Genomic DNA, 25,594 nt, shown 5'->3' on the forward strand with positions numbered 1-25,594 from the left:
CGCCCGCCGCAGCCGAGACCCCATTCGTGCACAACCGAGCGAGATCCTCCCACGGGGAGGAGCCGCACTTACCCTGGACGGATGTCCGAGAACTCCTGGCGCGCCCTCGTCGCAGCCCTCGCCGACGACCGTGCGCGCGAGGTCTACGCGCTGATCGTGCTCGATCACTCCGTGGAGGAGCGTCTCGCACACCTGTCACCCGGGAAGCGTCGCCGCGTTCTCGACAGGCTGCGGTCGGCCGGGCTCATCGCCCCCGTGGAGGGAGGGTGGAAAGCAGACCCCGAGGTCTTCCGAGCCGCGCTCACCGCGACCCCCGCCGCGCCCCGTCCGAGCGGAGTGGAGCGCTTCTTCACAGAGGGTCGCCTCTCGACATATCCCTCGCGCGAGGCTGATCGCCAGGCGGTCCTCGCCCAAGTCGCCTCTCACCTGCTCACCCCGGGCGAGAGCGTCACCGAGGCCGAGATCACCGAGCGGCTCCACGGGATCACCGACGACCCGGCGCTCCTGAGGCGCAACCTGGTCGACGCCGGGCTCCTTTCGCGGAACCCCGACGGCTCCGCCTACCGGCGCTGAGAACGCCGGATGCCACGCCCCGACCGCTCCGCAGAGCGCCGGGGACGTGGCATCCGGAACGTCGACCTACTTCGTCGAGAAGCTGACCACCTTCGGCGGACGCACCACCGCGCGCACGATCTCCCGGTCGCCCAAGGCACGGCGCACCCGCTCGTCGCCGCGGGCGAGGGCCTCGAGCTGGTCGCCGCCGATCTTGGCCGAGACCTCGAGGGTCGCGCGTACCTTGCCGTCGATCTGCACGACGGCCACGACGTTGTCTTCCACCAGCAGGGTCGGGTCAGGCTGACGCCAGGTCGCGAGCCCCACGAAGCCCGTGTAGCCGAGCGTCTGCCACATCTCCTCCGCGGTGTGCGGCGCGAACAGGTCGAGGGTCATCGCAATGACCTCGGCGGCCTCGCGGACGGCGGGGTCGCTCGCTCCGGCGGAACCGTCGATGGCCTTACGGGTGACGTTGACGAGCTCCATGAGCCGGGCCACGACGACGTTGAACTTCGTCTGCTCGATGAGGTTCGGTGCCTCCGCCAGCAGGCGGTGCGTGACGCGGCGGAGGGCCTTGTCGCCCTCGGCCCACACCACGTCGGTTTCGCTGTCGACGTCGTGCGCGATGCGCAACGCGCGGGCGAGGAACTTCGCCGCGCCGGTTGTCGAGACGTCGTTCCAATCCTTGTCGTCTTCCACCGGGCCGGCGAAGGCGAGCGCCACGCGAAGCGCGTCGGCGCCGTGCGCGTCGAGCTCCTCCTGGAACAGCACCAGGTTGCCCTTGCTCTTCGACATCTTCGCGCCGTCGAGGATCACCATGCCCTGGTTGATGAGGCTCGAGAAGGGCTCGGTGAACTCCACCAGGCCCATGTCGAACAGCGCCTTGGTGATGAAGCGCGCGTACAGCAGGTGCAGGATCGCGTGCTCGACACCGCCGATGTAGAAGTCGACCGGACCCCACTTCGACGCCTCGCGGCCCGAGAACGCCTCTGTCTCGCTGTTCGGCGAGAGGAAGCGCAGGTAGTACCAGGAGCTGTCGACGAAGGTGTCCATCGTGTCGGGGTCGCGCCGCAGCGTCTGGCCCGCCTCGGGGTCGGCGACCTCCACCCACTCGGTGGCCGCACCCAGGGGTGAGGTGCCCTTGGGCTTGAGGTCGAGGCCCTCGACCGAGGGCAGGACGACCGGCAGCTGATCGGCCGGCACGGGCGTGATCGAGCCGTCCTCGCCGTGCAGCATCGGGATCGGCGTGCCCCAGTAGCGCTGGCGCGAGATCAGCCAGTCGCGGAGGCGATAGGTCTTCGCCGCCCGTCCCACACCCTTCGCCTCGAGTTCCTCGATCATGCGCGCGATCGCGTGACGCTTGGACAGGCCGTTCAGCGAACCGGAGTTCATCATGCGGCCGTCGCCGGTCAGCGCGACGCCGGTCTTGGCGGGATCGACGTCGTCGATGTCGCCCAGCGGGTCGATCGGCACCCCGTCTTGGTCGAGCTCGATCACGGGGATCGCACCCGTGATGGGGGCGTTGGTGTCGACGACCACCTTGACGGGCAGGTCGAAGGCGCGGGCGAAGTCGAGGTCGCGCTGGTCGTGGGCGGGCACGGCCATGACGGCGCCGTGACCGTAGTCGGCCAGCACGTAGTCGGCGGCCCAGATCGGCAGCTTCTCGCCGTTGACCGGGTTGATCGCGTAGTGGCCGAGGAACACGCCCGTCTTGGGTCGGTCGGTCGCCTGGCGCTCGATGTCCGTCGCGCGTTGAACCTGCGCCAGGTAGGCCTCGAACGTCTCGCGCACCCCCTGATCCGCGGATGCCGACAGCTCGGCCGCCAGGTCGGACTCGGGCGCCACGACGAAGAACGTCGCCCCGTGCAGCGTGTCGGGGCGGGTGGAGAAGACCGTGATCTTTTCGTCGCGGCCCTCGATCTCGAACTCGATGTCAGCGCCGACGGAGCGACCGATCCAGTTGCGCTGCATCTGGATGACCTTGCTCGGCCAGAAGCCCTCGAGCTGGTTCAGGTCGTCGAGCAGGCGGTCGGCGTAATCGGTGATGCGCAGGAACCACTGCGTCAGCTTCTTCTTGACCACCACGGCGCCGCTGCGCTCGCTCGTGCCGTCGGGCAGCACCTGCTCGTTGGCGAGCACGGTCTGATCCACCGGGTCCCAGTTGACGAGGGCGTCCTTGCGGTAGGCCAGGCCCTTGTCGTACAGCTTCTGGAACAGCCACTGGTTCCAGCGGTAGTACTCGGGGTCGCTGGTGTGCAGCACCCGGCTCCAGTCGAACGAGACGCCGTAGTCCTTCAGGCTCGCCTTCTGCTGAGCGATGTTGGCGTAGGTCCACTCGACCGGGTCGGCGCCGCGCTTGATGGCGGCGTTCTCGGCGGGCAGGCCGAACGAGTCCCACCCGATCGGGTTGAGCACGTTGTACCCGCGGTGACGCCAGAAACGCGCGACGATGTCGGAGTAGAGATAGTTCTCGGCGTGGCCCATGTGCAGGTCGCCCGAGGGGTACGGGAACATCGCGAGCACGTACTTGCGCGGGCGCGTGTCGTCGTCGCCGCCGGCGCGGAACGGGTCCTTCTCGGCCCACGCCTGCTGCCACTTCGCCTGGATGGCGTGGGTGTCGAAGCCACCGTCGCGGGCGTCGGGTGCGGAGTTCTGAGACACGGGGAAAGCCAATCGTGTGAGTCGGGGAGGCCGCGAGGCCAGCGTCCAGGTTATCGGACCCGGACGTCACCACCCGGGCGGTACCTCTGCGCCGAGGGCCGCGAGCGGCGCGCGCGCCTTGATGCCGACCTCGGCCACCTCGGCGGCCGCGACCGAACGCCAGGTGATGCCGCCCCCGGCCCCGACGGAGGCGGCATCCGGGGACACGACGATGCTGCGGATGACCATGGCGAGGTCCGCGGCGCCGTCGTCGCCGATCCACCCGAAGGCACCCGCGTACAGCCCGCGCGGGGAGCCCTCCAGACCGGCGAGGATCTGCATCGCCGACTGTTTCGGCGCCCCGGTCATGCTGCCCGCGGGGAACGTGGCCTCCAGCAGCCCGCCGAGGGTGGTGCCGGGAAGTAGGCGGCCGGAGACCTCGCTGACGAGCTGGTGCACGTGCCGGTACGTCTCGACCTCCAGCAGGCGGTCGACGCCGACCGTCGACGGCTCGCAGACCCGGGAGAGATCGTTGCGCATGAGGTCGACGATCATGACGTTCTCGGCGCGCTCCTTGGCATCCGTCCGCAGATCGTCGGCGAGGGCGGCATCCCGCTCCGGATCCGACGAACGCGGACGTGTCCCCTTGATCGGGTGCGTGTGCACGGCACCGTCGCGCACCTCGAGGAAGCGTTCGGGCGACGCGCTCACCAGCGTCGTGTCCCCGATGCGCACGAACCCGGCGTGGTGCGACGCCGACGCTCGGCGGAGCCGTCGGAACGCCGCCAGTGCATCGACGGCACCGGGCACGGTGAAGCGCGTCGTGAGACAGAGCTGGTAGGCGTCACCCTCGCGGATGCGGTCTCGGCACGCCTCGATCAGCGCGGTGTAGCGATCGGGGGTGATGCGGGCGGATGCCGTGCCCCGGGCGGGTGCCGGAGCGGCCTCCGGGGGCGTCGGTGCGTCGGCGACGCGGGCTGCGAGGGAGGCGTCCCCCACGGCGTAGACGCGACGCGAAACGTGGTCGAACGCGAGCAGAGCGTCCACCCGCAGCCACGACGACTCGCCCTCGTAACTGCGCCACCCGACCCACCCGCCGCGGAACGCCCCGGCCGTTCCGGCGACTGACGATCCGGCCGTTCCGGCGGCGGCACCGGGCGCCGTGACAGCCTGCTCCATCGCTCGCGAGGACGGGTCGAGCCGGCCGGTGCCCATCCAGCTCCACCCGGTACCGGCGTCGATGCCCGCATCGAGCCAGAAGGCGTCGGCGGCGTCGGCGAACAGATGCAGGAACGCCGCCTCGGGATCGACCCACTCGACCGGGGTGAAGAGCGGGGCGGAGTGCGGCACGCTCCCAGGCTACGGGCGGCGCGCGGCCCTAGGCTGACGGGGGTGAACGAGATCCTCACGTGGCTGCTCGACGTCGTCCAGAACGTCGACCCCGTGTTGCGCACCGTCATCGCCGGCGTCGCGGTCATGCTCGAGACGAGTGTCCTCGTCGGCCTGATCGTTCCGGGCGACACCATGGTGATCGTGGCCGGCACCGCCGTCGGCTCCCCGCTCGAGGGTGTCGTGCTGGCGGCGGCGATCGTGGTGGGCGCGCTGCTGGGCGAGAGCCTGGGCTTCTGGCTCGGGCGGTACTTCGGCCCGCGCATCCGGGCCTCCCGCCTCGGCCAGAAGCTGGGCGAACACAACTGGGAGCGTGCCGACCGCTACCTCCGCCGCCGCGGGGGGTTGGCGATCTTCCTGTCGCGGTTCCTTCCCGTCCTGCACTCGCTGGTGCCGCTGACCGTCGGGATGAGCGGGTACAGCTACCGTCGGTTCCTCGCCTGGACGACACCCGCGTGCATCATCTGGGCAGGGCTCTACATCTCCGTGGCCGCGACGGCGGCGGGCACCTATCGCGAACTCGCGGACCAGCTCCACTACGCCGGCTACATCTTCGTCGGCATCCTCGTCGTCTTCCTCGTGCTCGTCTTCGTCGGCAAGAAGCTCATCGAGCGCGCCGAGCGACGTCATCTGGCCGATGACGTCACCGCCCTCGGCCACGCGGACGGTGACGTGAAAGACTGAGGCCGATGCCTCGTTCTCCTCGCTCCACCCGCGCAAAGGTGCTCTGGTTCGCCCGACTCGAGCGCCGCTTCCATCGGTGGCGCGAGCGGCGGGCCCGCTCTCGCAACCTGCGCCCCGCCATCACCGGGTTCCCCGGCTACGGAACCGAGGAGTGGGTGCGCGTGCTCGGGCGCGTGCTGATCGCCCCGCCGATCAAGCGCACCTCGACCGGGGAGTTCGCGAGCCTCCGCGGATGGCGCAGTTTCGCGGCCGTGCCGGTCGGCATGGCCAAGGTGGATGTCGTCATCGACGGCGTGACGCACTCGGTGTCCGCCGACCGCGGTGGCGTCATCGACGCGAAGCTCCCCGCGAACCTCGCGCCGGGGTGGCAGAGCATCACGATGTCGGTCGAGGGCAGCGAGCCCGCCGAGACCCGCGTCTTCATCGTGGGTGCCGACGTGCGGTTCGGCGTCGTGAGCGACATCGACGACACGGTCATGGTGACCCTCCTCCCCCGCCCCCTGCTGGCCGCATGGAACTCGTTCGTCGTCGACGAGCACGCCCGACAGCCGGTTCCGGGCATGGCGGTCATGCTCGAGCGGCTCACCCGCGAACACCCCGGCACCCCCGTCATCTACCTCTCCACCGGAGCCTGGAACGTCGCGCCGACGCTGACGCGCTTCATGCGCCGTCATCTCTTCCCCGCGGGATCGTTCCTATTGACCGACTGGGGCCCGACCCACGACCGGTGGTTCCGCAGCGGCCGCGACCACAAGGAGCTCAACCTGCGACGCGTCGCCGCGGAGTTCCCGCAGGTGAAGTGGCTGCTCGTCGGTGACGACGGCCAGCACGACGACTCGATCTACACCGGCTTCGCGATCGAGCACCCCGAGAGCGTCGCCGCCGTCGCCATCCGCCGACTGCTGCCCGCCGAGGCCGTGCTCGCCGGTGGCCGCACCGTCGTCGACGACCACTCCGCCGCCGACGTGCCGTGGGTGACCGGTTCGGACGGCGCCGCCCTGCTCGCTCGGCTGGAGGATGTCGGGGTCATCTCGCGCGACGGCTGAGCGGCGGCGGATGCCGCGGTGTGCGCAGTGTCAGCGATGTGCGCGAGGTCAGTGATGTGCGCGAGGTCAGTGATGCGCGCGAGGTGAGCGGCATCCGGGGCCTTCGGGCTGAGGTCGTGCGAATCGCTGAGGTCGTGCGCGGGGATGCCGCGGTGTGCGCAATGTCAGCGGTGTGCGCAATGTCAGCGATGCGCGCGAGGTCAGTGGCAGCCAGGGCTTTCGGGCTGAGGTCGTGCGAATCGCTGAGGTCGTGCGCGGGGATGCCGCGGGGGCGACGCCGTGGCGGCGGCGACGACCCGATGTCGGAGGGGGCGCGTACGGTGGAGGCATGTGCGGTCGATTCGTCGTGGCCAATGTGGCATCCGAGCTCGTGGGGGTGCTCCGCGTCGATGTCGAGACCGATGAGCTGCCTCCCCCGTCGTACAACATCGCGCCGACGTCGCGGGTCGGCATCGTGCTCGACTCGATCAAGAGCGAGCCGCCCGTCCGGCGTCTCGAAGTTGCGCGGTGGGGTCTGATCCCGGGGTGGGCGAAAGACGTGAAGATCGGCGCGCGGGCGTTCAACGCCCGTTCCGAAGAGGTCGAAGACAAGCCGATGTTCCGTAACGCCCTTATCAAGCATCGCGCCGTGATCCCGGCATCCGGCTACTACGAATGGAAGACCACCGAAGCGGGCAAAACCCCCCACTACATCCACCCCGCCGACGGCTCGCCGCTGTTCTTCGCCGGGCTGTACGAGTGGTGGAAAGACCCCGCGCGCGCCGACGACGACCCCGCGCGGTGGGTGCTGAGCTGCACGATCCTGACGCGCGACGCCATCGGCCGCTTGGGCTCCATCCACGATCGGATGCCGCTGTTCATGGACCCCGACTTCGCCGACGCGTGGCTCGATCCGACCACCGAGAACGTCGGCGATGTTCTGGATGCCGCGATCGACGCCGCCCCCGATGTAGCCGAGACGCTCGAGGATCACGTGGTCTCGGCCGCGGTCGGCAACGTGCGCAACGACTCGTCCGATCTCATCGCTGCCGTCGAGTGAGCACACTCGTCGACACTCCGACGCTGACCCGCGCGGAATGGACCGCCGCGGCGACGGCGCACGCCGAACGCGCTGACGCCCTGACCGCCGAGCATCGGGCGCGCGCCAGCCGCGCCGAGAAGCATCCGGTCGAAGATTTCCTCTTCACGTACTACTCGTACAAACCGGCGATCCTGCGCCGCTGGCATCCGGGTCCCGACGTCGTGCTCGAAGCCGCGCAGGAGCGCGCCGGATGGCGCTGGTATCGCCCCGAGGGCTCGAGCACGCGGGTGGATGCCGAACGCTTCCGCACCGAACGAGGGTCGCTGTACCGCGGGGTGGTCAACCTGCTGCGCGCGACCCTGCACCGGCCGGCGCAGTTCGGCTGTTTCGGGCTGCACGAATGGGCCATGGCCTACCGGAGCCGCGACGTGCGCCACGCCGTACCGCTGCGTTTGGGGCACGACGGCACCGACGCCGTCGTCGACGCGCACGACCTGAGGTGCACGCACTTCGATGCGTTCCGCTTCTTCACACCCGACGCCGTGCCGCGCAATCGCACGCCCCTGAGCCGAGACGATCAGATCGCGCACGAGCAGCCGGGATGCCTTCACGCCGGTATGGACGTCTACAAATGGGCGGTGAAGCTCGGGCCGCTCGTGCCGGGGCCGCTGCTGCTCGACGCGTTCGACCTCGCGCGCGACATCCGCACGCTCGACATGGAGGCATCGCCCTACGATCTGAGCGCCTGGGGCTACAGTGCCGTGACGATCGAAACGGCCGAGGGCAAAGCCGAGTACGTCGCCCGCCAGCGGGCGCTGAGCGAACGCGGGCAGGTGCTCCGCGGGGCCGTGATCGACGCGGTCACCAGCGGCGACGACACGCCCGGTGGCGCCGATTTCTTGCCGTCGCGGAGTGTGTTGTAAGCTCATGGAGTTGCCTCGAAGGGGGCGGAAAACAAAAGACGGGCCTGTGGCGCAGCTGGTAGCGCACCTGCATGGCATGCAGGGGGTCAGGGGTTCGAGTCCCCTCAGGTCCACATCAAGACAAAGCCTCCGCTTCAGCGGGGGCTTTCGTCGTTCCCGGAGCGAGTCTCTGCGGCGGAGCTCCCTGGAAGCGGGGCTCGCCGCATCCGGATCCCCCCTGCCTCCGAGGTGACGCCGCTCGCAGAAAGTCGCGCAGCTCGCAGTCCGCCTCGCGAGAACTGCGAGCAGAGCGCGCGATTGCGAAATTCGTCCACGGACGCTCAGATCTCTCCGCGCCCGTTCGGCGAGACGGACATCCGATCGCGACCGAAGCCACCCCCACACGCCGGCGGTGGGTGCCCTCCCGAGAGGGAAGACACCCACCGCCGTGTAAGCGTCAGCGCGAGGTGACAGGCACGCGCGTCCTCGCCGCCTGCGTCTCCCGCATGACGAGCTCGTCGTCGAGCCAGTTGGGTGCCTTGTTGCGCAGGGCGAAGATGTACACCGCGAGGGAGGCGGCGATGATGACCGTCACGTAGACGATGAACAGCGGCACCTGCGACGTGCTCTGCGCTCCCGCGTAGAGCAGGGGGGCGGTGCCCCCGAAGAGCGAGTTGGCCAGGGCGTAGCCCAGACCGACGCCCAGGGCGCGTACGTGGGTGGGGAACAGCTGCGCCTTCACGAGGGCGTTGATGGAGGTGTAGCCGGTCAGGATGACGAACCCGCCGAGCAGGATCGCGAAGGCCGCGAACTCGTTCGTCTGCTGCGGGAGCATCGTGATGAGGAACCACGTGTACAGCACACCGCCGATGCCGAAGAAGACCAGGAGCGACTTGCGGCCGACCTTGTCGCTCAGCCACCCGCCGAGGGGCTGCATGAGCATGAGGGCGGTCAGCGCGATGAGGTTGATCACGGTGCCGGTGACGAGATCGCCGCCGGAGAACGCGGTCTTGACGATGTTGGGACCGGTGACCGAGTAGGTGTAGAACGCGACGGTGCCGCCCGCGGTGACCGCGAAACACAGCAGCAGCGGGCGCCAGTTGTTCACGAGCAGGTCGCGCATGGAGCCCGAGTCCTTCGAACGGCCCGACTTCGTGTCGGCGATGACGCTCTTCTCGAGCGATTCGTCCATCGTGCGTCGCATCCAGAACACCGCGACCGCGGCGACGCCGCCGATGGCGAACGCCACGCGCCAGCCCCACGACGTGATGGCCTCCTCGTCGAGGGTGAGCACCATGACGAGCAGTGTCGTCTGCGCCAGCACGTGCCCGCCGACGAGGGTGACGTAGTGGAACGACGACAGGAACCCGCGACGGCCCGGCATCGCCGCCTCCGACATGTACGTCGCGCTCGTTCCGTACTCACCGCCGGTCGCGAAGCCCTGCACGAGACGAGCGAAGACGAGGATGACGACGGCGCCGACGCCGATCATCTCGGCCGTCGGGGCGAAGGCGATGACCAGGGAGCAGAAGGCCATCAGCGAGACCGAAACGGTCAGCGACAGACGACGGCCGTGCCGGTCGGCGAAACGGCCGAAGAACCAGGATCCGATCGGACGCATCAGGAAGGTGACGGCGAAGATCGCCCACACGTAGATCGTGGAGTTCTTGTCGTCGGAGCTGAAGAACTGCGACTCGAAGTACACTGCGAACACCGAGTAGACATAGACGTCGTACCACTCGACGAGGTTGCCCGCCGAGCCCTTCAGGGTGTTCGAGATGGAGCGCCGAAGGCTCGTGGGGATCGTCGTCGTGGTGGCCGGTGGTGTCGTCGTTGACATAGGAGATCCGATCGATCGATGGACGTTCTCGTCTCGCGTGCCGTCGGAGCGTCCCGGCGACGACGACGAGGTGTATGACGACATCATCTCGGGTCGCCTCGCGCTCCCCCGGGATCCTTACATGCGCCTTACATTGGGTCCCGGCCCGCCGCCCGGAAGCGGACGAGCGGGATGCCTACGATGAAGTCATGCACGTACTCGTGGCCGAGGACGACGGCTCCGTCGCCGCAGCGCTGGTCTCGGCGCTGCAGCGCGCCGGGCACGCGTGCACGCGCGTCAGCCGGGGCAGCGACGTGCTTCTGCGCCACCGGGACGCGCAGGTCGTCCTGCTCGACCTGGGCCTGGAAGACATGGACGGCCTCGACACCCTGCGGCAGTTGCGCGCGGTGAGTCCGATCCCGGTGATCGTCGTCACGGCCCGCGGCGACGAACGCTCGACGGTCCGGGCGCTGTCACTCGGAGCCGACGACTACCTCGTCAAGCCGGTGCGCCTGCACGAGCTGCTCGCCCGCCTGCTCGCCGTCACCCGGCGGTACAGCCCACCCGACGAGCCCGCGCGCGTGCAGGTGGGGACCGTCGACATCGATGTCGACGCCCGACGCGTGATCGCGGACGGTCGACAGGTGGCCCTGACGCCGAACGAGTTCGGCATCCTGATCTCGCTCGCCCGACGTGCGGGACAGATCGTCAGCCGCCGGCAGGTGCTCGACGAGGTCTGGGGCGATGCCTACGCGACGTCGTCGCGCTCGTTCGACGTGCACCTGGGTCAGGTGCGGCACAAGCTGCCCGAGGTGACGATCACGACGGTGCGGAGTGTCGGATACCGCCTGGAGGATGCCGGGTGAGACGGCGCGTCCTGTTGCCCCTGCTGGTGTTCGGGCTCATCGCGGTGATCGCGGTGCTCATCCCCGTGGCGCAGTCGATCGCCGACTCACGGACGCAGCAGATCGCCCTGCAGCGCACCGCCGCCCTCGACCAGGTGGTCCAGCGTGCGCGCACGGCACTGGTGCAGCGCGACGCCGATGGTCTGCAGGCGTACCTGGAACGCTTCCACGCGGTCTACGCCGAGTCCGTGCTCGTGCTCGACGAGAGCGGGGATGCCGTCGCCGCGGCCGGCGACCTGACGCGCGACGCGCGCGTGGATGAGCTCGTGACCGCCGCATCCCGCGCGCTCCCCCAACTCTCGCTCCCCCGCGTCACACCGTGGGGGCCGAACACCGCGCTCGTCGCCGTCCCCGTCATCGCGGCGGGCGATCTGTCGACCGGGGTCGTGGTGCTGGCTGTCGATCTTCGCGACGCCAAGATCGATGTGTCGCGCGCCTGGGCGGTGATCGTCGTGATCGGCGTGCTGCTGCTCGGCGCCCTGATGGGTGCCTCGCTGCTGTGGACACGGTGGGTCCTCCGCCCGGTGCGAGCCCTCGACGCGGCCGTCGCCGACGTCACCGCCCATCGCGACCCGGCGCCCCTGCGTCCGTCGGGTCCACCCGAACTGCGGCACCTCAGCCGCGCCTTCTCGACCATGGCCGACGAGGTCGAAAGCAGCCTCGAACAACAACGCGGATTCGTCGCCGACGCGTCGCATCAGCTTCGAACGCCCCTCGCCGCGATCCGATTGCGCGTGGACGGACTTGCCCGAGAGGGCGAGGCTGCCGACGAGCTCGCCGCCGTCGACGACGACCTCGACAGACTCGAGCACACGGTGGAGCGGATGCTGACCCTGGCGAACGCCGAACACCGCGCTTCGGCTCGCGCTCAGGGCCGTGACGCGGCGCGCGACGAGGGCGCCGCGAGGGAATGCACGGTCACCGCCGCGGAGCTGACCGCGCGCTACCGCGACCGGCTCGAGACGGCCGACCTCCGCCTGCGGGTCGAACCCGGCGACGCGGTGACGGTCCCGTGCGGGCGCGCCGACCTCGACGAGATGATCGACGTGTTGGTCGACAACGCCCGCAAGTACGCCGGCCGTGGCTCCGAGGTGCGCGTGAGTCTCGTGCACGAAACCGCCGGCATCCGCCTCGTCGTCGAGGACTCGGGAACGCGACTCGCCGACGACGACCTCGCCCGTATGGGCACGCGGTTCTGGCGCGCCGGGCGGGACTCCACGCAGACCGGCACGGGCCTCGGCCTCGCCATCGTCGCCCAGCTGATGCGCGCTGCCGACGGCCGGCTCGAGGTGCACCGTTCCGCGCTCGGAGGGCTTGCGGCTCGGTTGATCTGGGAGCGGTCGTGACCGGGCTCACTCGACGCCGATTCCTCTGGACCGGCCTCGGGATCGCGGCGGTCGGCCTGGCCGGTTGCGCACCGGCGCCCGCCCGCGCCCTCGTGCTCGGCTGCGGCGAGGCCGGAGGGAGCTACCTGCAGTTCGGCGAACTGCTGAGCGCGGTGGCGCGAGAGACCGGCGGCGTCGAGATCACCGCCCTCGCCACCGAGGGCAGCGTCGACAACCTCGCGCTGCTCGACGCCGGTCGTGTCGACCTCGCGCTCTCGCTGGCCGACTCGGCGGCGGCGGCGACCACGCGCGACGGCCTGGTCGCCATCGGGCGGGTGTACCAGAACTACCTGCAGTGCATCGTGCGCGCGGGCGACGGTCCGCGCTCGCTCGCCGACCTGCCCGGCCGCACGGTCTCGCTCGGGGCGGCCGGATCGGGCGCGGCAGCGACGGCGAGACGGGTTCTGGATGCCGCGGGCCTGACGTCGGCGACGGTGCCACCGCTTGTGGTCGAGCGGCCTTTCCGCGACGCGGCCACCGACCTCGAGAGCGGCCGGATCGACGCGCTCTTCTGGTCGGGCGGGGTCCCCACACCGCAGATCGCAGACCTCGCCGCGCGGACACCGATCGCGGTCCTGGATACCACCCCGGTGCTGCCCGAGCTCCTCCGGCGCTACCCCGACGCCTACGCGGCCACCACGATCCCCGCGGGAGTGTACGGCGCCGAGTCCGCTGTCCCCGCCATAGGTGTCGCCAACCTCCTTCTCGCCCGAGCCAGCCTGGGCGACGACCTGGCCCGGCGTCTCGTCGACGTGCTCATCGACGACGCCGCGCGTCTCGTGCCGCCCGGATCCCTCGGCATCCAGTTCCTGACGCCGGCGAGCCTGATCGACACGCTCCCCGTGCCGCTGCACCCGGCGGCCGAGCGACGGTACCGCGAACGGTACGGCTGACCGACCGGCGTCTCGCCCGCACCCCCTCGGGTCCGCAGGATACGAAGAACGCCCCCGCCGAATGGCAGAGGGCGTCGTCGGGAGGTGCCTACTCGACGGCGTGAGCCGGCGTGGGGATCTCGAGCGGAACGACGGGGCAGTCCTTCCACAGGCGCTCCAGCCCGTAGTAGACGCGCTCCTCCTCGTGGAAGACGTGCACGACGAGGTCGCCGAAGTCGAGCAGCACCCAGCGGGACTCCTGACGCCCCTCGCGGCGCAGCCGCTTGTGGCCGGCTTCGAGCAGTTTCTCTTCGATCTCGTCGGCGATCGCGGCGACGTTGCGCTCGTTGCGACCCGTGACGAGAAGGAAGACGTCGACGAGGGGAAGCGGCTCCGACACGTCGAGGGCGACGAGATCGTCGCCGCCCTTCGCGTCGGCGGCGAGGGCGGCGATCTGCGCCATCTCTTTGCCGTTGGTGGTGGCGGTCATCGGAAGACTCCTGTCGTGAAGGCGAGGCCGAGGGTGGCGACCACCGCCAGGAAGAGTGCACCCGTCGTGATGATGAGACCCACGAGGAGCTTGCTCCCCTTCTCGGGTGCCGGGGGACGGATGATCTCGCCCGGCTGCTTGACGGTGCTGATCGCAGCGCTGGCAGCGATCGGGGTGGGTGAGGAGGCGGCGGGCAGTTCGCCGTCGAGGAGGACGGCGTCGGCGTCGCGGCCGTCGGTGGTGCCCGGGGCGTGGCCGACCGAGCCGAGTCCCTCGGGAAGGTCGAACGTGCCGGTGATCATGATCTCGCCGGTCGCGGTGACCGGGCCCACGAGCGGCGCGCCCGAGGGCGTCTGCGAGAGGATGAGCGAGTTCGGCGTGGAGACGGTGCCCGTCGCCCCGGTGGTGCGAGCGAGCAGCTGGTCGAACGACGCCGGCAGGGTGACATCGGGCGTCGCGCCGTTGATGAGCTCGGAGCCCAGCGCCGGGTTGACCACCGACGGGGCGGGAGCCGGCGTCTGCGCCGGGGTCTCCGCGGCGGGTGCCGGGCGGAAGATGGCCGGCTGCGCCTCGTCGGCGGTCTTCGGTGCCGATCCGACGACCGACGGCGACGGCTCGAGATCGGGGCTGATGATGGGCACGGATGCCGTGCGGATCTTCTCCTGTTCGCGTGCCTGCCGGCGCGTGAGACCCGAGACGCCGAACTCTGCGCCGGCCTCGGAGTACGAGTCGAATGCCGCGGGGGTCGCGGGATCCGGCGTCGCCATCGGGGCCGCCTCTTCGGCGGACTTCTCCGGCTCCGGCGTCGCCTTTTCGGCGGGCTTCTCCGGCTCCGGCGCGGGAACGGCGTCGATGACGGCGGGCGCTTCACCCCCCACCGCCGGGGCCGCAGCATCCGGGACCTCGGGCTCGTCGTTCGGCGTGATGATCGGCGTCGCGCCGGTCTGACGCAACTCGCGCAACTGACGGCGGGTCAGGGCGGGCGTCTCGGGGGTGTCGGGAGTGCTCATGCCTTGCTCCGGTAAAGATGGTGCTTCGCGATGTACTGCACGACGCCGTCGGGCACGAGGTACCACACGGGGTGTCCTCGGCGCACGCGGGCGCGGCAGTCTGTGGACGAGATCGACAGGGCGGGGATCTCCAGTTGGCTGACGTTCTCGGAAGGGAGCCCCTCGGTGCTCAAGACGTGACCGGGACGCGACACGGCCACGAAGTGCGCGAGATCCCAGAGCTCCTGATGATTGCGCCAGCTGAGGATCTGCGCGACCGCGTCGGCACCGGTGATGAAGAACAGGTCCGCCCCCGGACGCTGCCGCTGCAGGTCGCGCAGGGTATCGATCGTGTAGGTGGGACCGGCCCGATCGACATCGACGCGGCTGACGGTGAACTGCGGATTGGACGCCGTCGCGATCACCGTCATGAGATAACGGTGTTCGCTCTCGGTGACGTCGTCCTTCTGCCACGGACGACCCGTGGGGACGAACACGACCTCGTCGAGATCGAACGACTGCGCGACCTCGGACGCGGCGACCAGGTGACCGTGATGGATGGGATCGAACGTCCCACCCATGACCCCGATGCGAGGGGCGCGCGTCACCGACATACAGTGGGCCTCAGTGGCCGTGCGCCTCGGGGACGGGCGCGCCATGCTTCTGCGCGTAAGCCTCGGCCTTGTGCGCGTGACGGTTCGAGACGTTGCGGTACGAGAGCGTGACCAGGCTCAGGAGCACGAAGACGACGAACGCCACGGCACCGATCCAGAACGTCTCGGCCTGCACGTTGCCGCCGTGGTGCCCGCCTTCTTCGGCGGCATGGGCGAGAAGCGAGGCGAAAGTCATCAGTACTCCGTTCGAGTGGTCTGCGCGGCGCGCAGTGCCATTTTAGGCGGTCAGGCGCGGACCTGGCCGCCGCCGCGCCCGAGCCACTTGGTGCTCGTGAGCTCGGCGAGACCCATGGGTCCGCGGGCGTGCAGTTTCTGCGTCGAGATGCCGACCTCGGCGCCGAAGCCGAACTCGCCCCCGTCGGTGAAGCGCGTGGAGGCGTTGACCAACACGACCGCCGAGTCGACCTCGGCGAGGAAGCGGTCGGCGGCGACCTGATCGGCGGTGATGATCGACTCGGTGTGATGCGTCGAGAACCGTCGGATGTGCGCGAGAGCATCATCGAGGTCGTCGACGACGCGCACGGCGAGGTCGAGAGTGCCGTACTCGCGGGACCAGTCGTCGTCGGTGGCGGCCACGACGCGCTCGTCGTGCGCCCGCGTCGCGGCGTCGCCGTGCACGGTGACCCCGGCGTCCGCCAGCGATGCCAGCAGCTCGGGCAGCAGGCGGTCGGCTGCGCCGCGGTGCACGAGCACCGTCTCGACGGCGTTGCAGACGCTCGGGCGCTGCGTCTTGGCGTTCAGCACGATGTCGCGTGCCCAGTCGTCTCGGGCGGTCGCGTCGAGGAAGACGTGCACCACACCGGCGCCCGTCTCGATCACGGGGACGGTGGATTCGGTGACGACGGTCTCGATGAGCCCGGCGCTGCCGCGCGGCACCAGGACGTCGACGAGACCGCGGGCGTTCATGAGGGCGCGCGCGCCGTCGCGGCCGAAATCGTCGACGCTCTGCACGGCCTCGGGGGCGACGCCCTGAGCCTGCAGCGCGTCACGCATGACGGCGACGAGCGTCGCATTCGTGCTCTGCGCGGCTGATCCGCCACGCAGCACCACGGCGTTGCCGGAGCGGAGGGCGAGTGAGGCGATGTCGACCGTGACGTTGGGCCGTGCCTCGTAGATCGAGCCCACGACGCCGAAGGGCACCGCCACCTTCTGCAGTTCGAGACCGTTGGCCAAGGTGCGCTCGTCGAGTACACGGCCCACGGGGTCGGGCAGGTCGGCGACATCGCGGACGGCGGCGGCCAGAGCAGCCACGCGTGTGTGGTCGAGTCGAAGACGGTCGAGCAACGCCTCGCCGATGGCATCCACCCGCCCGCGCTCGAGATCGTCGGCGTTGGCGGCGACGATCTCGTCGGTGGCGGCGACGAGGGCGTCGGCCACCGCGTTGAGCAAAGCGGTCTTGCGGGCGGAGTCGAGCAGGGCGATCTCGCGCGCCGCGTCTTTCGCGAGACGCAGACGCTCGTCGACGGAGGCGGCGATCACGGTCATGCGCTCAGTGTACCGGCGCGCCCACGGCGCCCACGGGCCCCGTCGCGAGGCTGACGGGATGGGGTTGGGGGCGAACCAGGTGCCGACGGCGTCCCCGGCGAGGGCGGATGCCACCAGATCGGCGCTCGTGACGAGCACACCGACGCCGGCGGTGGAGGCGAGCTTGGCCGCCGAGGCCTTGGTGGCCGCTCCCCCGGTGCCCACGCCGTTCACGACACCCGCGCCGAACTCGAACTCCGACAGGTCGTGCCCCCACTCCACGTCGGTGATGGGGCGGGCCCCCGGTTCGCTCGGCGGGCGGGTGAAGAGCGTCTCGATGTCGCTGAGCAGCACGAGCGCGTCGGCGCCGATGAGCTGGGCGACCAGGGCCGCGAGGCGGTCGTTGTCGCCGAAGCGGATCTCGTGCGTGGCGACGGTGTCGTTCTCGTTGACGATCGGAAGGATGCCGAGACCGAGCAGTCGTTCCATCGCGCGGCGGGCGTTCGAGCGGTGCGTGGCGTTCTCGAGGTCTCCCGCGGTCAGCAGCACCTGTCCCGCGAGAAGACCGAACCGGTCGAGCGAAGTCTGGTAGCGCCACATGAGCACGTTCTGCCCGACCGCGGCGGCCGCCTGCTGGGTCGCCAGGTCGTTCGGACGCCCACCGAGGTCCAGCAGCGGCAACGCGGTCGCGATGGCGCCGGACGACACCAGCACCACCTCTGTGCCCGCGCGGTGCGCGCGCGCGAGCGCCTCCACGATCGTGTCGATGCGGTGGGCGCCGTCGCCGCTGATCGACGACGAACCCACCTTCACCACGACACGCGCGGCCGCCGGGATGTCGGCGCGGGACTCGGCCGTCACCGGGCGTCGTCCTCGACCTCGCGCGCCGCCGACTCACCGTCGGGGGTGATGCCCGCGGCACGCGCCGCGCGGCGCTCGGTCTCGAGCTCGGCGCGGGCCTCGGCCTTTGCATCCATACGCTCGTGGTAACGCTCGCGACGCTCCGACGAGGTGCGGCGCGGGTTCTGCACGAGGCGCGGGTCGGTTCCGCGCGGAGCGGTCATCAGCTCGGCGGCGGAGGTGAGCGTGGGCTCCCAGTCGAAGACGATGCCGTCACCGGGGCCGATCACGACGGTAGCCCCCGCGACCGCACCGGCGCGGAACAGGCCCTCTTCGACGCCGAGGCGTGCGAGACGATCAGCGAGGTAGCCCACGGCCTCTTCGTTCTGGAAGTCGGTCTGCTGCACCCACTTGACCGGCTTGTCACCGAGGATCCGGTACAGGGGACCGTAGGTGCCGCCCTCGACCTTGACCTCGAAGTCCTTCCGCGAGCCCTGGGGACGGATGACGATCCGCTCGGCGGGCGCATCGTCCAGCGTGGCGAGACGGTGCTGCTCGACGACGTCGGCCAGCGCGAAGGTGAGTTCGCGAAGTCCCGCGCGGCTCACGGTGGAGATCTCGAAGACGCGGAAACCTCGGGCCTCGAGGTCGGGGCGAACGAAGTCGGCGAGCTCGCGCGCCTCCGGGACGTCGATCTTGTTCAGCGCGACGATCTGGGGGCGCTCGAGAAGCGGCGTCTGACCCTCCGGTACGGGGTACGCCCCGAGTTCGGCGAGGATGACGTCGAGATCACTCAGCGGGTCGCGACCCGGGTCGAGCGTGGCGCAGTCCAGCACGTGCACGAGCGCGGTGCAGCGCTCGACGTGGCGAAGGAACTCCAGGCCGAGGCCCTTGCCCTCGCTCGCGCCCTCGATGAGTCCCGGGACGTCGGCGATGGTGAAACGCACGTCGCCCGACTGCACCACGCCGAGGTTGGGGTGGAGAGTCGTGAACGGGTAGTCGGCGATCTTGGGGCGGGCCGCGGACACGGCGGCGATGAGGCTGGATTTGCCGGCCGAGGGGAAACCCACGAGCGCGATGTCGGCGACGGTCTTCAGCTCGAGGACGACGTCACCCTCCCAGCCGGGCGTCCCTAGCAGCGCGAATCCGGGAGCCTTGCGCTTGGGCGACGAGAGAGAGGCGTTGCCGAGGCCGCCCAGCCCGCCCGGGGCGACGACGAAGCGCATCCCGGGCGTGAGCATGTCGACGAGCACGGTGCCGTCGGGGTCCTTCACGACGGTGCCGAGCGGAACGGGGAGTTCCTGGTCCTCGCCGATCGCGCCCGAGCGGTGATCGCCCATGCCGAAACCGCCGTTGCCCGCAGAGCGGTGCGGGGAGTGGTGATACGACAGCAGCGTCGTGACCTGCGGGTCGGCGATGAGCACGACGTCGCCGCCGCCCCCGCCGTTGCCGCCGTCAGGACCGGCCAGCGGCTTGAACTTCTCGCGGCGAACCGAGACGCAGCCGTTGCCGCCCTTGCCCGCACGCAGGTGCAGGGTGACGCGGTCGACGAAGGTGACCATGGCGGGTCCTTCCGGGTCGGGGAGGCGTGACCGCCTCGAGAAAACCAGACGCGCGGCAGCCGGTTCGAGAAATGAAACGAGGGGGTGGGCTGCGCCCACCCCCTCGAGCGCCGAAGCGCGGGAATTACTCCGCTGCGGCGGTGACGATGTTGACGACCTTGCGGCCGCCCTTGGCGCCGAACTGGACCGCACCGGGAGCCAGGGCGAACAGCGTGTCGTCGCCACCACGGCCGACGTTGGCGCCGGGGTGGAAGTGCGTGCCGCGCTGGCGGACGATGATCTCGCCGGCGAGGACGACCTGACCGCCGAAACGCTTCACGCCGAGGCGCTGTGCGTTGGAGTCACGACCGTTACGGGTGGAGCTTGCGCCCTTTTTGTGTGCCATCTCTGCGTCTCCTGGCTCTTACTTGATGCCGGTGATCTTGACGCGCGTGAGGTCCTGGCGGTGGCCCTGGCGCTTCTTGTAGCCGGTCTTGTTCTTGAACTTCTGGATCACGATCTTCGGACCGCGCTCCTCGCCGAGCACCTCGGCCGTGACCGAGACCTTCGCGAGCTTGTCGGCGTCGGTCGTGACCGCGTCGCCGTCGACGAACAGGACGGCGGGCAGCTGGATGCTCTCGCCGATCTTCGCCTTCTGGCGGTCGAGCACGACGACCGTGCCGACCTGGACCTTCTCCTGGCGGCCGCCGGCGCGCACAACTGCGTAAACCACTTCACACCTGTTTCGTTCGGGAGCGCGGGGCTCCGGTTGTCTGATGACGAGGGGAGGGTCTGACGACCCAAATCTCGGTGCGATCCGGCTGACGAAGTCAGCGGCATCGCGCTCCCGTAGGGCGGACGCAACGCACCAAGGGTCAAGTTTAGCTCACGGGGCGGTATCCGGCAAAAGCATCCGACCCGCGTGTCGATCGTAAGATCACGGGATGGCGATCCTGATCGACGACCCGCAGTGGCCTGCGCACGGACGGCTGTGGGCGCACCTCGTGAGCGACAGCGATCTCGACGAGCTGCACGCCTTCGCCGCCTCGGCCGGGATCCCCCGCCGCGCCTTCGACCTCGACCATTACGACGTGCCCGACGAGCGCCACGCCGCGCTGGTCGCCGCCGGCGCCGAGCACGTCGGCGGCAAGGAGCTCGTGCGACGCCTCCGCGCCTCCGGCCTGCGCATCACCGCGCGCGAGCGCCACGCCTGACCCCGCGGCATCCCGCGGAAGAGCGTCGGACCTGACGTTCACGGCGTCCCGCACGCGAGCATCGTGCCGGACGCCACGGCATCCTCCGGGCGGAGCCGAGCCCCTCGACGACGTCTGCGGGAAGCGACGCGCGAGGGGCCGCCTCCTGCGCACCGGGTACGGGACTCGGCGGTGGGAGGCGACCCCTCGCGAGGGGGTCGCTCGGTTCAGGACTCCGGGGTGGGCTGCGCGCTGACCGGGGTGCCGGTGAGGGCCGCCGTGGTCACGCGACGACGCGAGCGTCCCTGACCGGGTGCCTTCGGCTCCGGGAGCGCCTCGAGCACCGATTCGAGCAGCGCGTCCTTCTCCGTGCGGGGGGCACGCGGCTCGCGCTTCTTCCGCGGGCGCTTCTCGCGCGCCGGCGGCGGAACCTCCGCCTCGGCCTTGACATCGAGAACGGCCTCGACGGATGCCACGACCGCCGCTTCGACCACGGCGGGGTCATCGATCGTCGGCTTGACAGTGGATGCCGCGATCTGTGCGAGCGCGGACTTCACGCCCTCCGTGATCACGTGCGTCCCGCCGTTGACGGCCGCCGAGGCACCGCCGCCGGCGTTCTGACCGGTGTTCGCCGTAGAGGCGGACCCCGTGCTCGAGGACCCGCCGTTGCCGTTGCCGCCACCGCGACCGCGCCGGTTGGACGGGCCACCATTGCCGTTGCCGTTCGCCGGGCCCGACGAGCGGTGCTTGACCACGGGGTCGTGGTGCACGACGACGCCGCGACCGGCACACACCTCGCACGCCTCGCTGAAGGTCTCGAGCAGCCCCAGACCCAGTTTTTTGCGGGTCATCTGCACGAGGCCGAGCGAGGTCACCTCGGCGACCTGGTGCTTCGTGCGGTCACGGCTGAGGCACTCGATGAGGCGGCGCAGGACGAGGTCGCGGTTGGACTCGAGCACCATGTCGATGAAGTCGACGACGATGATGCCGCCGATGTCGCGCAGCCGCAACTGGCGCACGATCTCCTCGGCCGCCTCGAGGTTGTTCTTGGTGACGGTCTCTTCCAGGTTGCCGCCCGAGCCGACGAACTTGCCGGTGTTGACGTCGACGACCGTCATGGCCTCGGTACGGTCGATGACCAGCGAACCGCCGGAGGGCAGCCACACCTTGCGGTCGAGGGCCTTCTCGATCTGCTCCGTGACGCGGAACGCGTCGAACGGGTCCTGCTCGCCCTCGTACTTCTCGACCCGCTCGAGCAGATCGGGGGCGACGCCCTGGAGGTAGCTCGAGATCGTCTGCAGCGCTTCCTCGCCCTGGATGAGCATGCGCGTGAAGTCCTCATTGAAGACATCGCGCACGATCTTGACCAGGAGGTCGGGCTCGGAGTGCAGGAGTGACGGCGCCTGGATGGTCTTCACCTGGCTCGATACGTGCTCCCACTGGGAGGTGAGACGCTGCACATCGAGCGTCAGCTGCTCCTCGGTGGCGCCCTCGGCGGCCGTGCGCACGATGACGCCGGACGACTCGGGCAGCACCTCCTTGAGGATCTTCTTCAGGCGCGCGCGCTCGGTGTCGGGGAGCTTGCGGGAGATGCCGTTCATCGTGCCGTTCGGCACGTACACGAGGTAGCGGCCGGGCAGCGAGATCTGGCTCGTCAGGCGTGCACCCTTGTGTCCGACGGGGTCTTTGGTGACCTGCACGAGCACACGGTCGCCCGACTTGAGGGCGAGCTCGATGCGACGCGGCTGGTTGTTGGTCTCGACGCCGTCCCAGTCGACCTCGCCGGAGTAGAGCACGGCGTTGCGTCCGCGGCCGATGTCGACGAACGCCGCCTCCATGCTGGGCAGGACGTTCTGCACGCGACCGAGGTAGACATTGCCGATCAGCGAGGCATCCTGGTTGCGGGCGACGTAGTGCTCGACGAGCACGTTGTCTTCGAGCACGGCGATCTGGATGCGACCGGCCTTCGAGCGGACGACCATCACGCGGTCGACGGCCTCGCGGCGCGCGAGGAACTCGGCCTCGGTGACGACCGGACGACGACGGCCGGCCTCGCGACCGTCGCGGCGGCGCTGCTTCTTGGCTTCGAGGCGGGTCGAGCCCTTGATGCGCTGCGGCTCGGTGATAACCTCGACGGCCCGCTGGCGGACGGGCGCGGCGGGAGCGTCGTTCTGCTCGACGGGCAGGGTGTCGTTGCCCCCGCGGCGACGGTTGCGGCGGCGGGCGTTGGCCGAACCGCGTCCGACCGGAGCGTCGTCGTCGCGGTCGTCGTCACGGTCATCGCGGTCGTCGCGGTTGTAACGATCGTCGCGGTTGTAACGATCGTCGCGGTCGGAGAAGTCGTCGCGCACCGGAAGCGGCGGCAGAGCGGGCGCGTAGAAGTGCAGCTCGGTCGACACGGCCGACACGAAGTTCTCGGGCAGCAGACCGAGCGACACGGCGGTCGGGCGCGCGGGCTTCTCCGGCGCGGCGGGCGTCTCCGGCTCGGTCGGGGCCGTGGGCTCGGCCGGGGCCTCGGGCTGGACGGAGGCCTCTGACTCAGCCGGGGTGGCGGGATCAGCCGGGCCGGCGGGGTCAGTGGGAGCTGACTCGACGGGCGTCTCCGACTGCGCACCCCTTTCGGGCTCGACCGGCGTCTGCGACTCGGCAGGCGTCTCCGCGGCGAGCGGGGTCTGCTGCCCCGCTGCGGCCTGCGTGTCGACGGCGTCGCCAGCGGCCTCGTCGTCGGCGGGAGCGTCAGCGAGGGCGGCCCCGTCGGCGGGAGTGGATGCCGAGGCGTCGGACGACTCCGCAGCGGCGGTCTCGGCGGTCTCGGCCTGCACCGCGTCGGTGCTCGGCTGTGCCTCATCGACATCGAGCGCCGCGGGGGCGTCGGTGTCATCGGCCGCCGCTTCTTCGGCATCCTGAACGGCGGCCTCTTCTTCGTCGACGAGAGGCAGGTCGGGGGCCTCGCCCTCCCCCGCGCCACCGGGAGTGTCGGGTGTCTGCGTCTCGGGAGTGTCAGCCGCCGTCTCGTCGGCGGGGATCTGATCGTCTGTCGAATCGGCCATATCGGGGTTCTCCCTGGCGGGCGACACCGCGCGTCGCCCGACGAAATCTCATGCAGCGCCGCACCCGGCGGGGCCGCGAACTCATTCGGTCTGCAGCAGGCCTGCGGCTCGTGCTGCGAGGGCGGTCATCGCCCGAAGTCTTCTGGGTGGTGTTCCTGCGGCGCGGCCGCGGTCACATCGACGTCCATTATCGCACGGACCGGCGCGAGGGCCACCGGAGACTCTCCCCGACCGTCGAAAACCACCCCGGCGCACGATGTCGAATACAAGGATGGTCGCTCAGCGACCGGAAAAGTCCGTGGTGGCAGGATGACGGCATGAGCCAAACCGTCGTCCCCCGCCGCCCGATCGTCGTCGCGATCTGGCTGATCTTCGCCGGCGTCGTCGGCTGGTGGGCGGCCTTCTCGCTGACGTTGGAGCGTTTCCATCAACTCCAGAACCCCGGGGAGGCGGCATCCTGCGACCTCAACGTCCTCGTGCAGTGCTCGGCCAACCTCCAGTCGTCGCAGGGGGCGGTGTTCGGCTTCCCCAATCCGATCATCGGACTGTCCGCCTGGATCGCCCCCCTCGTCGTGGGGGTCGCCCTCCTGGCCGGTGCACGGTTCGCGCGGTGGTTCTGGGCGCTGTTCTGGCTCGGCTTCGCCTTTGCTCTGACGTTCGTCATCTGGCTGATCGCGCAGAGCCTGTTCGTGCTGGCGACACTGTGCCCCTGGTGCATGGTGACGTGGTCGGTGGTCATCCCGTCGTTCTTCGTGGTCACGCTGCACGTGCTGCGCGAGGGGGTCATCCCCGGGGCGCGAGTGCGAGAGGTGGCCGACCGGCTGATGGTCTGGGTGCCGCTGATGACGATCATCGCCTTCGCCATCGTCGCGGTCCTCGCCCAGGTGCGGTTGAACGTGCTCGCGCAGTTCTGAGCCCGCGGCGCAGTCCGTCGCCGTCAGCCGTGCGCAGGTATCCGGCGCATAACGCTGATCTTGCGCCGCAACCCCGCGCCCACCCCCGCGCTGTGAACAACCTCAGCGATTCGTGCAGATTCAGCCCGAAACCCGCGGATGCCACTGACCTGACGCGCATCACCGACTTTGCGCCGCATCCGCGGCGCGCATCCTCCGCGATCCGCACAATCTCAGTGACTCGCACAACCTGAGTGATGCGCACAACCTCAGCCCGAAAGCCCCGGATACCACTGACCTGACGCGAATCACGGACCTCGCACCGCACCCGCGGCGCGCATCCTCCGCGGTCCGCGCACCCTCAGCGATCCGCACAATCTCCGTGATTCGCACGACTTCAGCCCCAGAACCCCGGATGCCGCTGACCTCGCGCAAATCATCGACCTTGCGCCGCCGTGCGCACAACCTCAGCGATTCGCACAACCTCAGCCCGAAAGCCCCGGTTTCCACTCACCTGGCGCGAATCACCGACTTTGCGACGCACCCGCGGTGCGCATCCTCCGCAGTCCGCGCAACGTCAGCGATCCACACAATCTCAGTGATTCGCACAGCCTCAGCCAAAAACCCGCGGATGCCGCTGACCTGACGCAAATCACCGATCTCGCGCCGCCGTGCGCACAATTTCAGCGATCCGCACGACCTCAGCTCGAAACCCGCGGATGCCGCCGACCTCGCGCAAATAGCCGACCGTGCGCCTCCGCGCGGAACGCGGGAACGACGATGGCCGCCACCCGGTGGGAGTGGCGGCCATCGTGGCATCCGGGATCAGGCGAACCAGATCGCGAGCTCGCGCTCGGCGGACTCGACGCTGTCGCTGCCGTGGACGAGGTTCTGCTGCACCTTCAGGCCCCAGTCGCGGCCGAAGTCGCCGCGGATCGTGCCGGGGGCGGCAGTGGTGGGGTCGGTGGTTCCGGCCAGGGAGCGGAAGCCCTCGATGACGCGGTTGCCGGCGAGGCGGATCGCGACGGAGGGGCCGGAGAGCATGAACTCCAGCAGCGGTTCGTAGAAGGGCTTCCCCTCGTGCTCGGCGTAGTGCTGGGCGAGGCGCTCGCGGTCGGGCTCGACGAGCCGGATGTCGACGAGGGCGTACCCCTTCGCCTCGATGCGGGCGAGGATGGCGCCGGTCAGTCCGCGGGCGACGCCGTCGGGCTTGACCAGGACGAGGGTCTCTTCGGTAGCCATGGG

Annotated in this window: 23 protein-coding genes and 1 tRNA gene; 11 read left to right on the forward strand and 13 right to left on the reverse strand. The window is 70.0% G+C overall.

Translation table 11 applies throughout. From position 1 onward, the window contains the following. The first annotated feature begins 81 nt into the window (after window positions 1–81). Complete coding sequence (locus MT347_RS07430) at window positions 82–573, forward strand: DUF2087 domain-containing protein (protein WP_243499633.1); 492 nt, start codon at window positions 82–84, stop codon at window positions 571–573. 66 nt (window positions 574–639) lie between these two features. On the opposite strand, the gene leuS is transcribed toward MT347_RS07430, so the two are convergent. Beyond that, window positions 640–3,213, reverse strand: coding sequence for a leucine--tRNA ligase (gene leuS / locus MT347_RS07435; RefSeq protein ID WP_243499635.1), 2,574 nt, complete (start codon window positions 3,211–3,213; stop codon window positions 640–642). A 66-nt stretch (window positions 3,214–3,279) separates the two neighbouring features. Continuing rightward, a complete protein-coding gene (locus tag MT347_RS07440; RefSeq protein WP_243499637.1) occupies window positions 3,280–4,542 on the reverse strand; it encodes an anthranilate synthase component I family protein in 1,263 nt (420 codons plus the stop codon). Window positions 4,543–4,584: 42 nt separating this feature from the next. Between MT347_RS07440 and MT347_RS07445 the strand changes: the two genes are divergently transcribed. From MT347_RS07445 to MT347_RS07465, 5 genes are all read left to right on the forward strand, one after another. Continuing rightward, the gene (locus MT347_RS07445) at window positions 4,585–5,265 is read left to right on the forward strand and encodes a DedA family protein (protein WP_243499639.1); all 681 of its coding nucleotides are present in this window, start codon (window positions 4,585–4,587) and stop codon (window positions 5,263–5,265) included. A 5-nt stretch (window positions 5,266–5,270) separates the two neighbouring features. Then, window positions 5,271–6,311, forward strand: a complete 1,041-nt coding sequence (locus MT347_RS07450; RefSeq protein WP_243499641.1) for an App1 family protein — start codon at window positions 5,271–5,273, stop codon at window positions 6,309–6,311. A 328-nt stretch (window positions 6,312–6,639) separates the two neighbouring features. Next, window positions 6,640–7,350, forward strand: coding sequence for an SOS response-associated peptidase (locus tag MT347_RS07455; RefSeq protein WP_243499643.1), 711 nt, complete (start codon window positions 6,640–6,642; stop codon window positions 7,348–7,350). Further along, entirely contained in the window at window positions 7,347–8,255 is a 909-nt protein-coding gene (locus tag MT347_RS07460) for a 3-methyladenine DNA glycosylase (RefSeq protein WP_243499646.1), read from the forward strand. The genes MT347_RS07455 and MT347_RS07460 overlap by 4 nt, the downstream gene beginning before the upstream one ends. A gap of 40 nt (window positions 8,256–8,295) precedes the next feature. Then, window positions 8,296–8,368: transfer RNA gene (locus tag MT347_RS07465), tRNA-Ala, on the forward strand. Window positions 8,369–8,691: 323 nt separating this feature from the next. Here the strand turns inward: MT347_RS07465 and MT347_RS07470 are convergent. Beyond that, a complete protein-coding gene (locus tag MT347_RS07470) occupies window positions 8,692–10,074 on the reverse strand; it encodes an MFS transporter (RefSeq protein ID WP_243499648.1) in 1,383 nt (460 codons plus the stop codon). Window positions 10,075–10,262: 188 nt separating this feature from the next. On the opposite strand from MT347_RS07470, the gene MT347_RS07475 reads away from it, so the two are divergent. The 3 genes from MT347_RS07475 to MT347_RS07485 are packed head-to-tail and all read left to right on the forward strand — an operon-like array spanning window position 10,263 to window position 13,236. Further along, window positions 10,263–10,919 (forward strand): response regulator transcription factor, encoded by a 657-nt coding sequence (locus MT347_RS07475; RefSeq protein ID WP_243499649.1) that lies wholly within the window; start codon window positions 10,263–10,265, stop codon window positions 10,917–10,919. Beyond that, complete coding sequence (locus MT347_RS18375; protein WP_243499651.1) at window positions 10,916–12,304, forward strand: HAMP domain-containing sensor histidine kinase; 1,389 nt, start codon at window positions 10,916–10,918, stop codon at window positions 12,302–12,304. The genes MT347_RS07475 and MT347_RS18375 overlap by 4 nt, the downstream gene beginning before the upstream one ends. Continuing rightward, the gene (locus MT347_RS07485; RefSeq protein ID WP_243499653.1) at window positions 12,301–13,236 is read left to right on the forward strand and encodes a TAXI family TRAP transporter solute-binding subunit; all 936 of its coding nucleotides are present in this window, start codon (window positions 12,301–12,303) and stop codon (window positions 13,234–13,236) included. Before MT347_RS18375 ends, MT347_RS07485 begins: the two co-directional genes overlap by 4 nt. Window positions 13,237–13,324: 88 nt before the next feature. Here MT347_RS07485 and rsfS read toward each other — a convergent pair whose 3' ends face one another. The 8 genes from rsfS to rplU all read right to left on the reverse strand — a co-directional run bounded on the left by rsfS (window position 13,325) and on the right by rplU (window position 19,946). After that, on the reverse strand, window positions 13,325–13,705 hold the full coding sequence (gene rsfS / locus MT347_RS07490; RefSeq protein ID WP_243499655.1) for a ribosome silencing factor: 381 nt from the start codon (window positions 13,703–13,705) through the stop codon (window positions 13,325–13,327). Continuing rightward, window positions 13,702–14,715, reverse strand: a complete 1,014-nt coding sequence (locus MT347_RS07495) for a hypothetical protein (RefSeq protein ID WP_243499657.1) — start codon at window positions 14,713–14,715, stop codon at window positions 13,702–13,704. The genes rsfS and MT347_RS07495 overlap by 4 nt, the downstream gene beginning before the upstream one ends. After that, window positions 14,712–15,308 (reverse strand): nicotinate-nucleotide adenylyltransferase, encoded by a 597-nt coding sequence (gene nadD / locus MT347_RS07500; protein ID WP_243499659.1) that lies wholly within the window; start codon window positions 15,306–15,308, stop codon window positions 14,712–14,714. Before nadD ends, MT347_RS07495 begins: the two co-directional genes overlap by 4 nt. 10 nt (window positions 15,309–15,318) lie before the next feature. Then, window positions 15,319–15,543 (reverse strand): hypothetical protein, encoded by a 225-nt coding sequence (locus MT347_RS07505; RefSeq protein ID WP_243499661.1) that lies wholly within the window; start codon window positions 15,541–15,543, stop codon window positions 15,319–15,321. A gap of 50 nt (window positions 15,544–15,593) precedes the next feature. Then, window positions 15,594–17,693 carry a glutamate-5-semialdehyde dehydrogenase gene (locus MT347_RS18550; protein WP_374206517.1) on the reverse strand — a complete coding sequence of 700 codons (2,100 nt, stop codon included), beginning with the start codon at window positions 17,691–17,693 and terminating at the stop codon, window positions 15,594–15,596. Then, on the reverse strand, window positions 17,690–19,234 hold the full coding sequence (obgE, locus tag MT347_RS07520; RefSeq protein WP_243499663.1) for a GTPase ObgE: 1,545 nt from the start codon (window positions 19,232–19,234) through the stop codon (window positions 17,690–17,692). The genes MT347_RS18550 and obgE overlap by 4 nt, the downstream gene beginning before the upstream one ends. Before the next feature lie 124 nt (window positions 19,235–19,358). Then, window positions 19,359–19,619, reverse strand: coding sequence for a 50S ribosomal protein L27 (rpmA, locus tag MT347_RS07525; RefSeq protein ID WP_055836932.1), 261 nt, complete (start codon window positions 19,617–19,619; stop codon window positions 19,359–19,361). 18 nt (window positions 19,620–19,637) lie between these two features. Continuing rightward, a complete protein-coding gene (gene rplU, locus MT347_RS07530) occupies window positions 19,638–19,946 on the reverse strand; it encodes a 50S ribosomal protein L21 (RefSeq protein WP_055836929.1) in 309 nt (102 codons plus the stop codon). A gap of 211 nt (window positions 19,947–20,157) precedes the next feature. Between rplU and MT347_RS07535 the strand changes: the two genes are divergently transcribed. Further along, on the forward strand, window positions 20,158–20,427 hold the full coding sequence (locus MT347_RS07535; RefSeq protein ID WP_243499665.1) for a DUF4031 domain-containing protein: 270 nt from the start codon (window positions 20,158–20,160) through the stop codon (window positions 20,425–20,427). A gap of 206 nt (window positions 20,428–20,633) precedes the next feature. Here the strand turns inward: MT347_RS07535 and MT347_RS07540 are convergent, their stop codons facing one another. Beyond that, the gene (locus MT347_RS07540; RefSeq protein WP_243499667.1) at window positions 20,634–23,456 is read right to left on the reverse strand and encodes a ribonuclease E/G; all 2,823 of its coding nucleotides are present in this window, start codon (window positions 23,454–23,456) and stop codon (window positions 20,634–20,636) included. 317 nt (window positions 23,457–23,773) lie between these two features. Between MT347_RS07540 and MT347_RS07545 the strand changes: the two genes are divergently transcribed. After that, window positions 23,774–24,370: a vitamin K epoxide reductase family protein gene (locus tag MT347_RS07545; protein ID WP_243499669.1), complete on the forward strand. Its 597-nt coding sequence runs from the start codon at window positions 23,774–23,776 to the stop codon at window positions 24,368–24,370. Between the two features lie 804 nt (window positions 24,371–25,174). Here the strand turns inward: MT347_RS07545 and ndk are convergent. Next, window positions 25,175–25,591 (reverse strand): nucleoside-diphosphate kinase, encoded by a 417-nt coding sequence (ndk, locus tag MT347_RS07550; RefSeq protein ID WP_058596268.1) that lies wholly within the window; start codon window positions 25,589–25,591, stop codon window positions 25,175–25,177. Between the last annotated feature and the right edge of the window lie 3 nt (window positions 25,592–25,594).

Source organism: Microbacterium sp. VKM Ac-2923 (assembly GCF_022815605.1).
Lineage (GTDB): Bacteria > Actinomycetota > Actinomycetes > Actinomycetales > Microbacteriaceae > Microbacterium.

Coding starts and splice junctions, on each gene's coding strand:
- MT347_RS07430 (WP_243499633.1), top strand. CDS start 82: ATGTCCGAGAACTCCTGGCGCGCCCTCGTCGCAGCCCTCGCCGACGAC.
- MT347_RS07450 (WP_243499641.1), top strand. CDS start 5,271: ATGCCTCGTTCTCCTCGCTCCACCCGCGCAAAGGTGCTCTGGTTCGCC.
- MT347_RS07455 (WP_243499643.1), top strand. CDS start 6,640: ATGTGCGGTCGATTCGTCGTGGCCAATGTGGCATCCGAGCTCGTGGGG.
- MT347_RS07470 (WP_243499648.1), bottom strand. CDS start 10,074: ATGTCAACGACGACACCACCGGCCACCACGACGACGATCCCCACGAGC.
- MT347_RS07475 (WP_243499649.1), top strand. CDS start 10,263: ATGCACGTACTCGTGGCCGAGGACGACGGCTCCGTCGCCGCAGCGCTG.
- rsfS (WP_243499655.1), bottom strand. CDS start 13,705: ATGACCGCCACCACCAACGGCAAAGAGATGGCGCAGATCGCCGCCCTC.
- MT347_RS07495 (WP_243499657.1), bottom strand. CDS start 14,715: ATGAGCACTCCCGACACCCCCGAGACGCCCGCCCTGACCCGCCGTCAG.
- nadD (WP_243499659.1), bottom strand. CDS start 15,308: ATGTCGGTGACGCGCGCCCCTCGCATCGGGGTCATGGGTGGGACGTTC.
- MT347_RS07505 (WP_243499661.1), bottom strand. CDS start 15,543: ATGACTTTCGCCTCGCTTCTCGCCCATGCCGCCGAAGAAGGCGGGCAC.
- obgE (WP_243499663.1), bottom strand. CDS start 19,234: ATGGTCACCTTCGTCGACCGCGTCACCCTGCACCTGCGTGCGGGCAAG.
- rpmA (WP_055836932.1), bottom strand. CDS start 19,619: ATGGCACACAAAAAGGGCGCAAGCTCCACCCGTAACGGTCGTGACTCC.
- MT347_RS07535 (WP_243499665.1), top strand. CDS start 20,158: ATGGCGATCCTGATCGACGACCCGCAGTGGCCTGCGCACGGACGGCTG.
- MT347_RS07540 (WP_243499667.1), bottom strand. CDS start 23,456: ATGGCCGATTCGACAGACGATCAGATCCCCGCCGACGAGACGGCGGCT.
- MT347_RS07545 (WP_243499669.1), top strand. CDS start 23,774: ATGAGCCAAACCGTCGTCCCCCGCCGCCCGATCGTCGTCGCGATCTGG.
- ndk (WP_058596268.1), bottom strand. CDS start 25,591: ATGGCTACCGAAGAGACCCTCGTCCTGGTCAAGCCCGACGGCGTCGCC.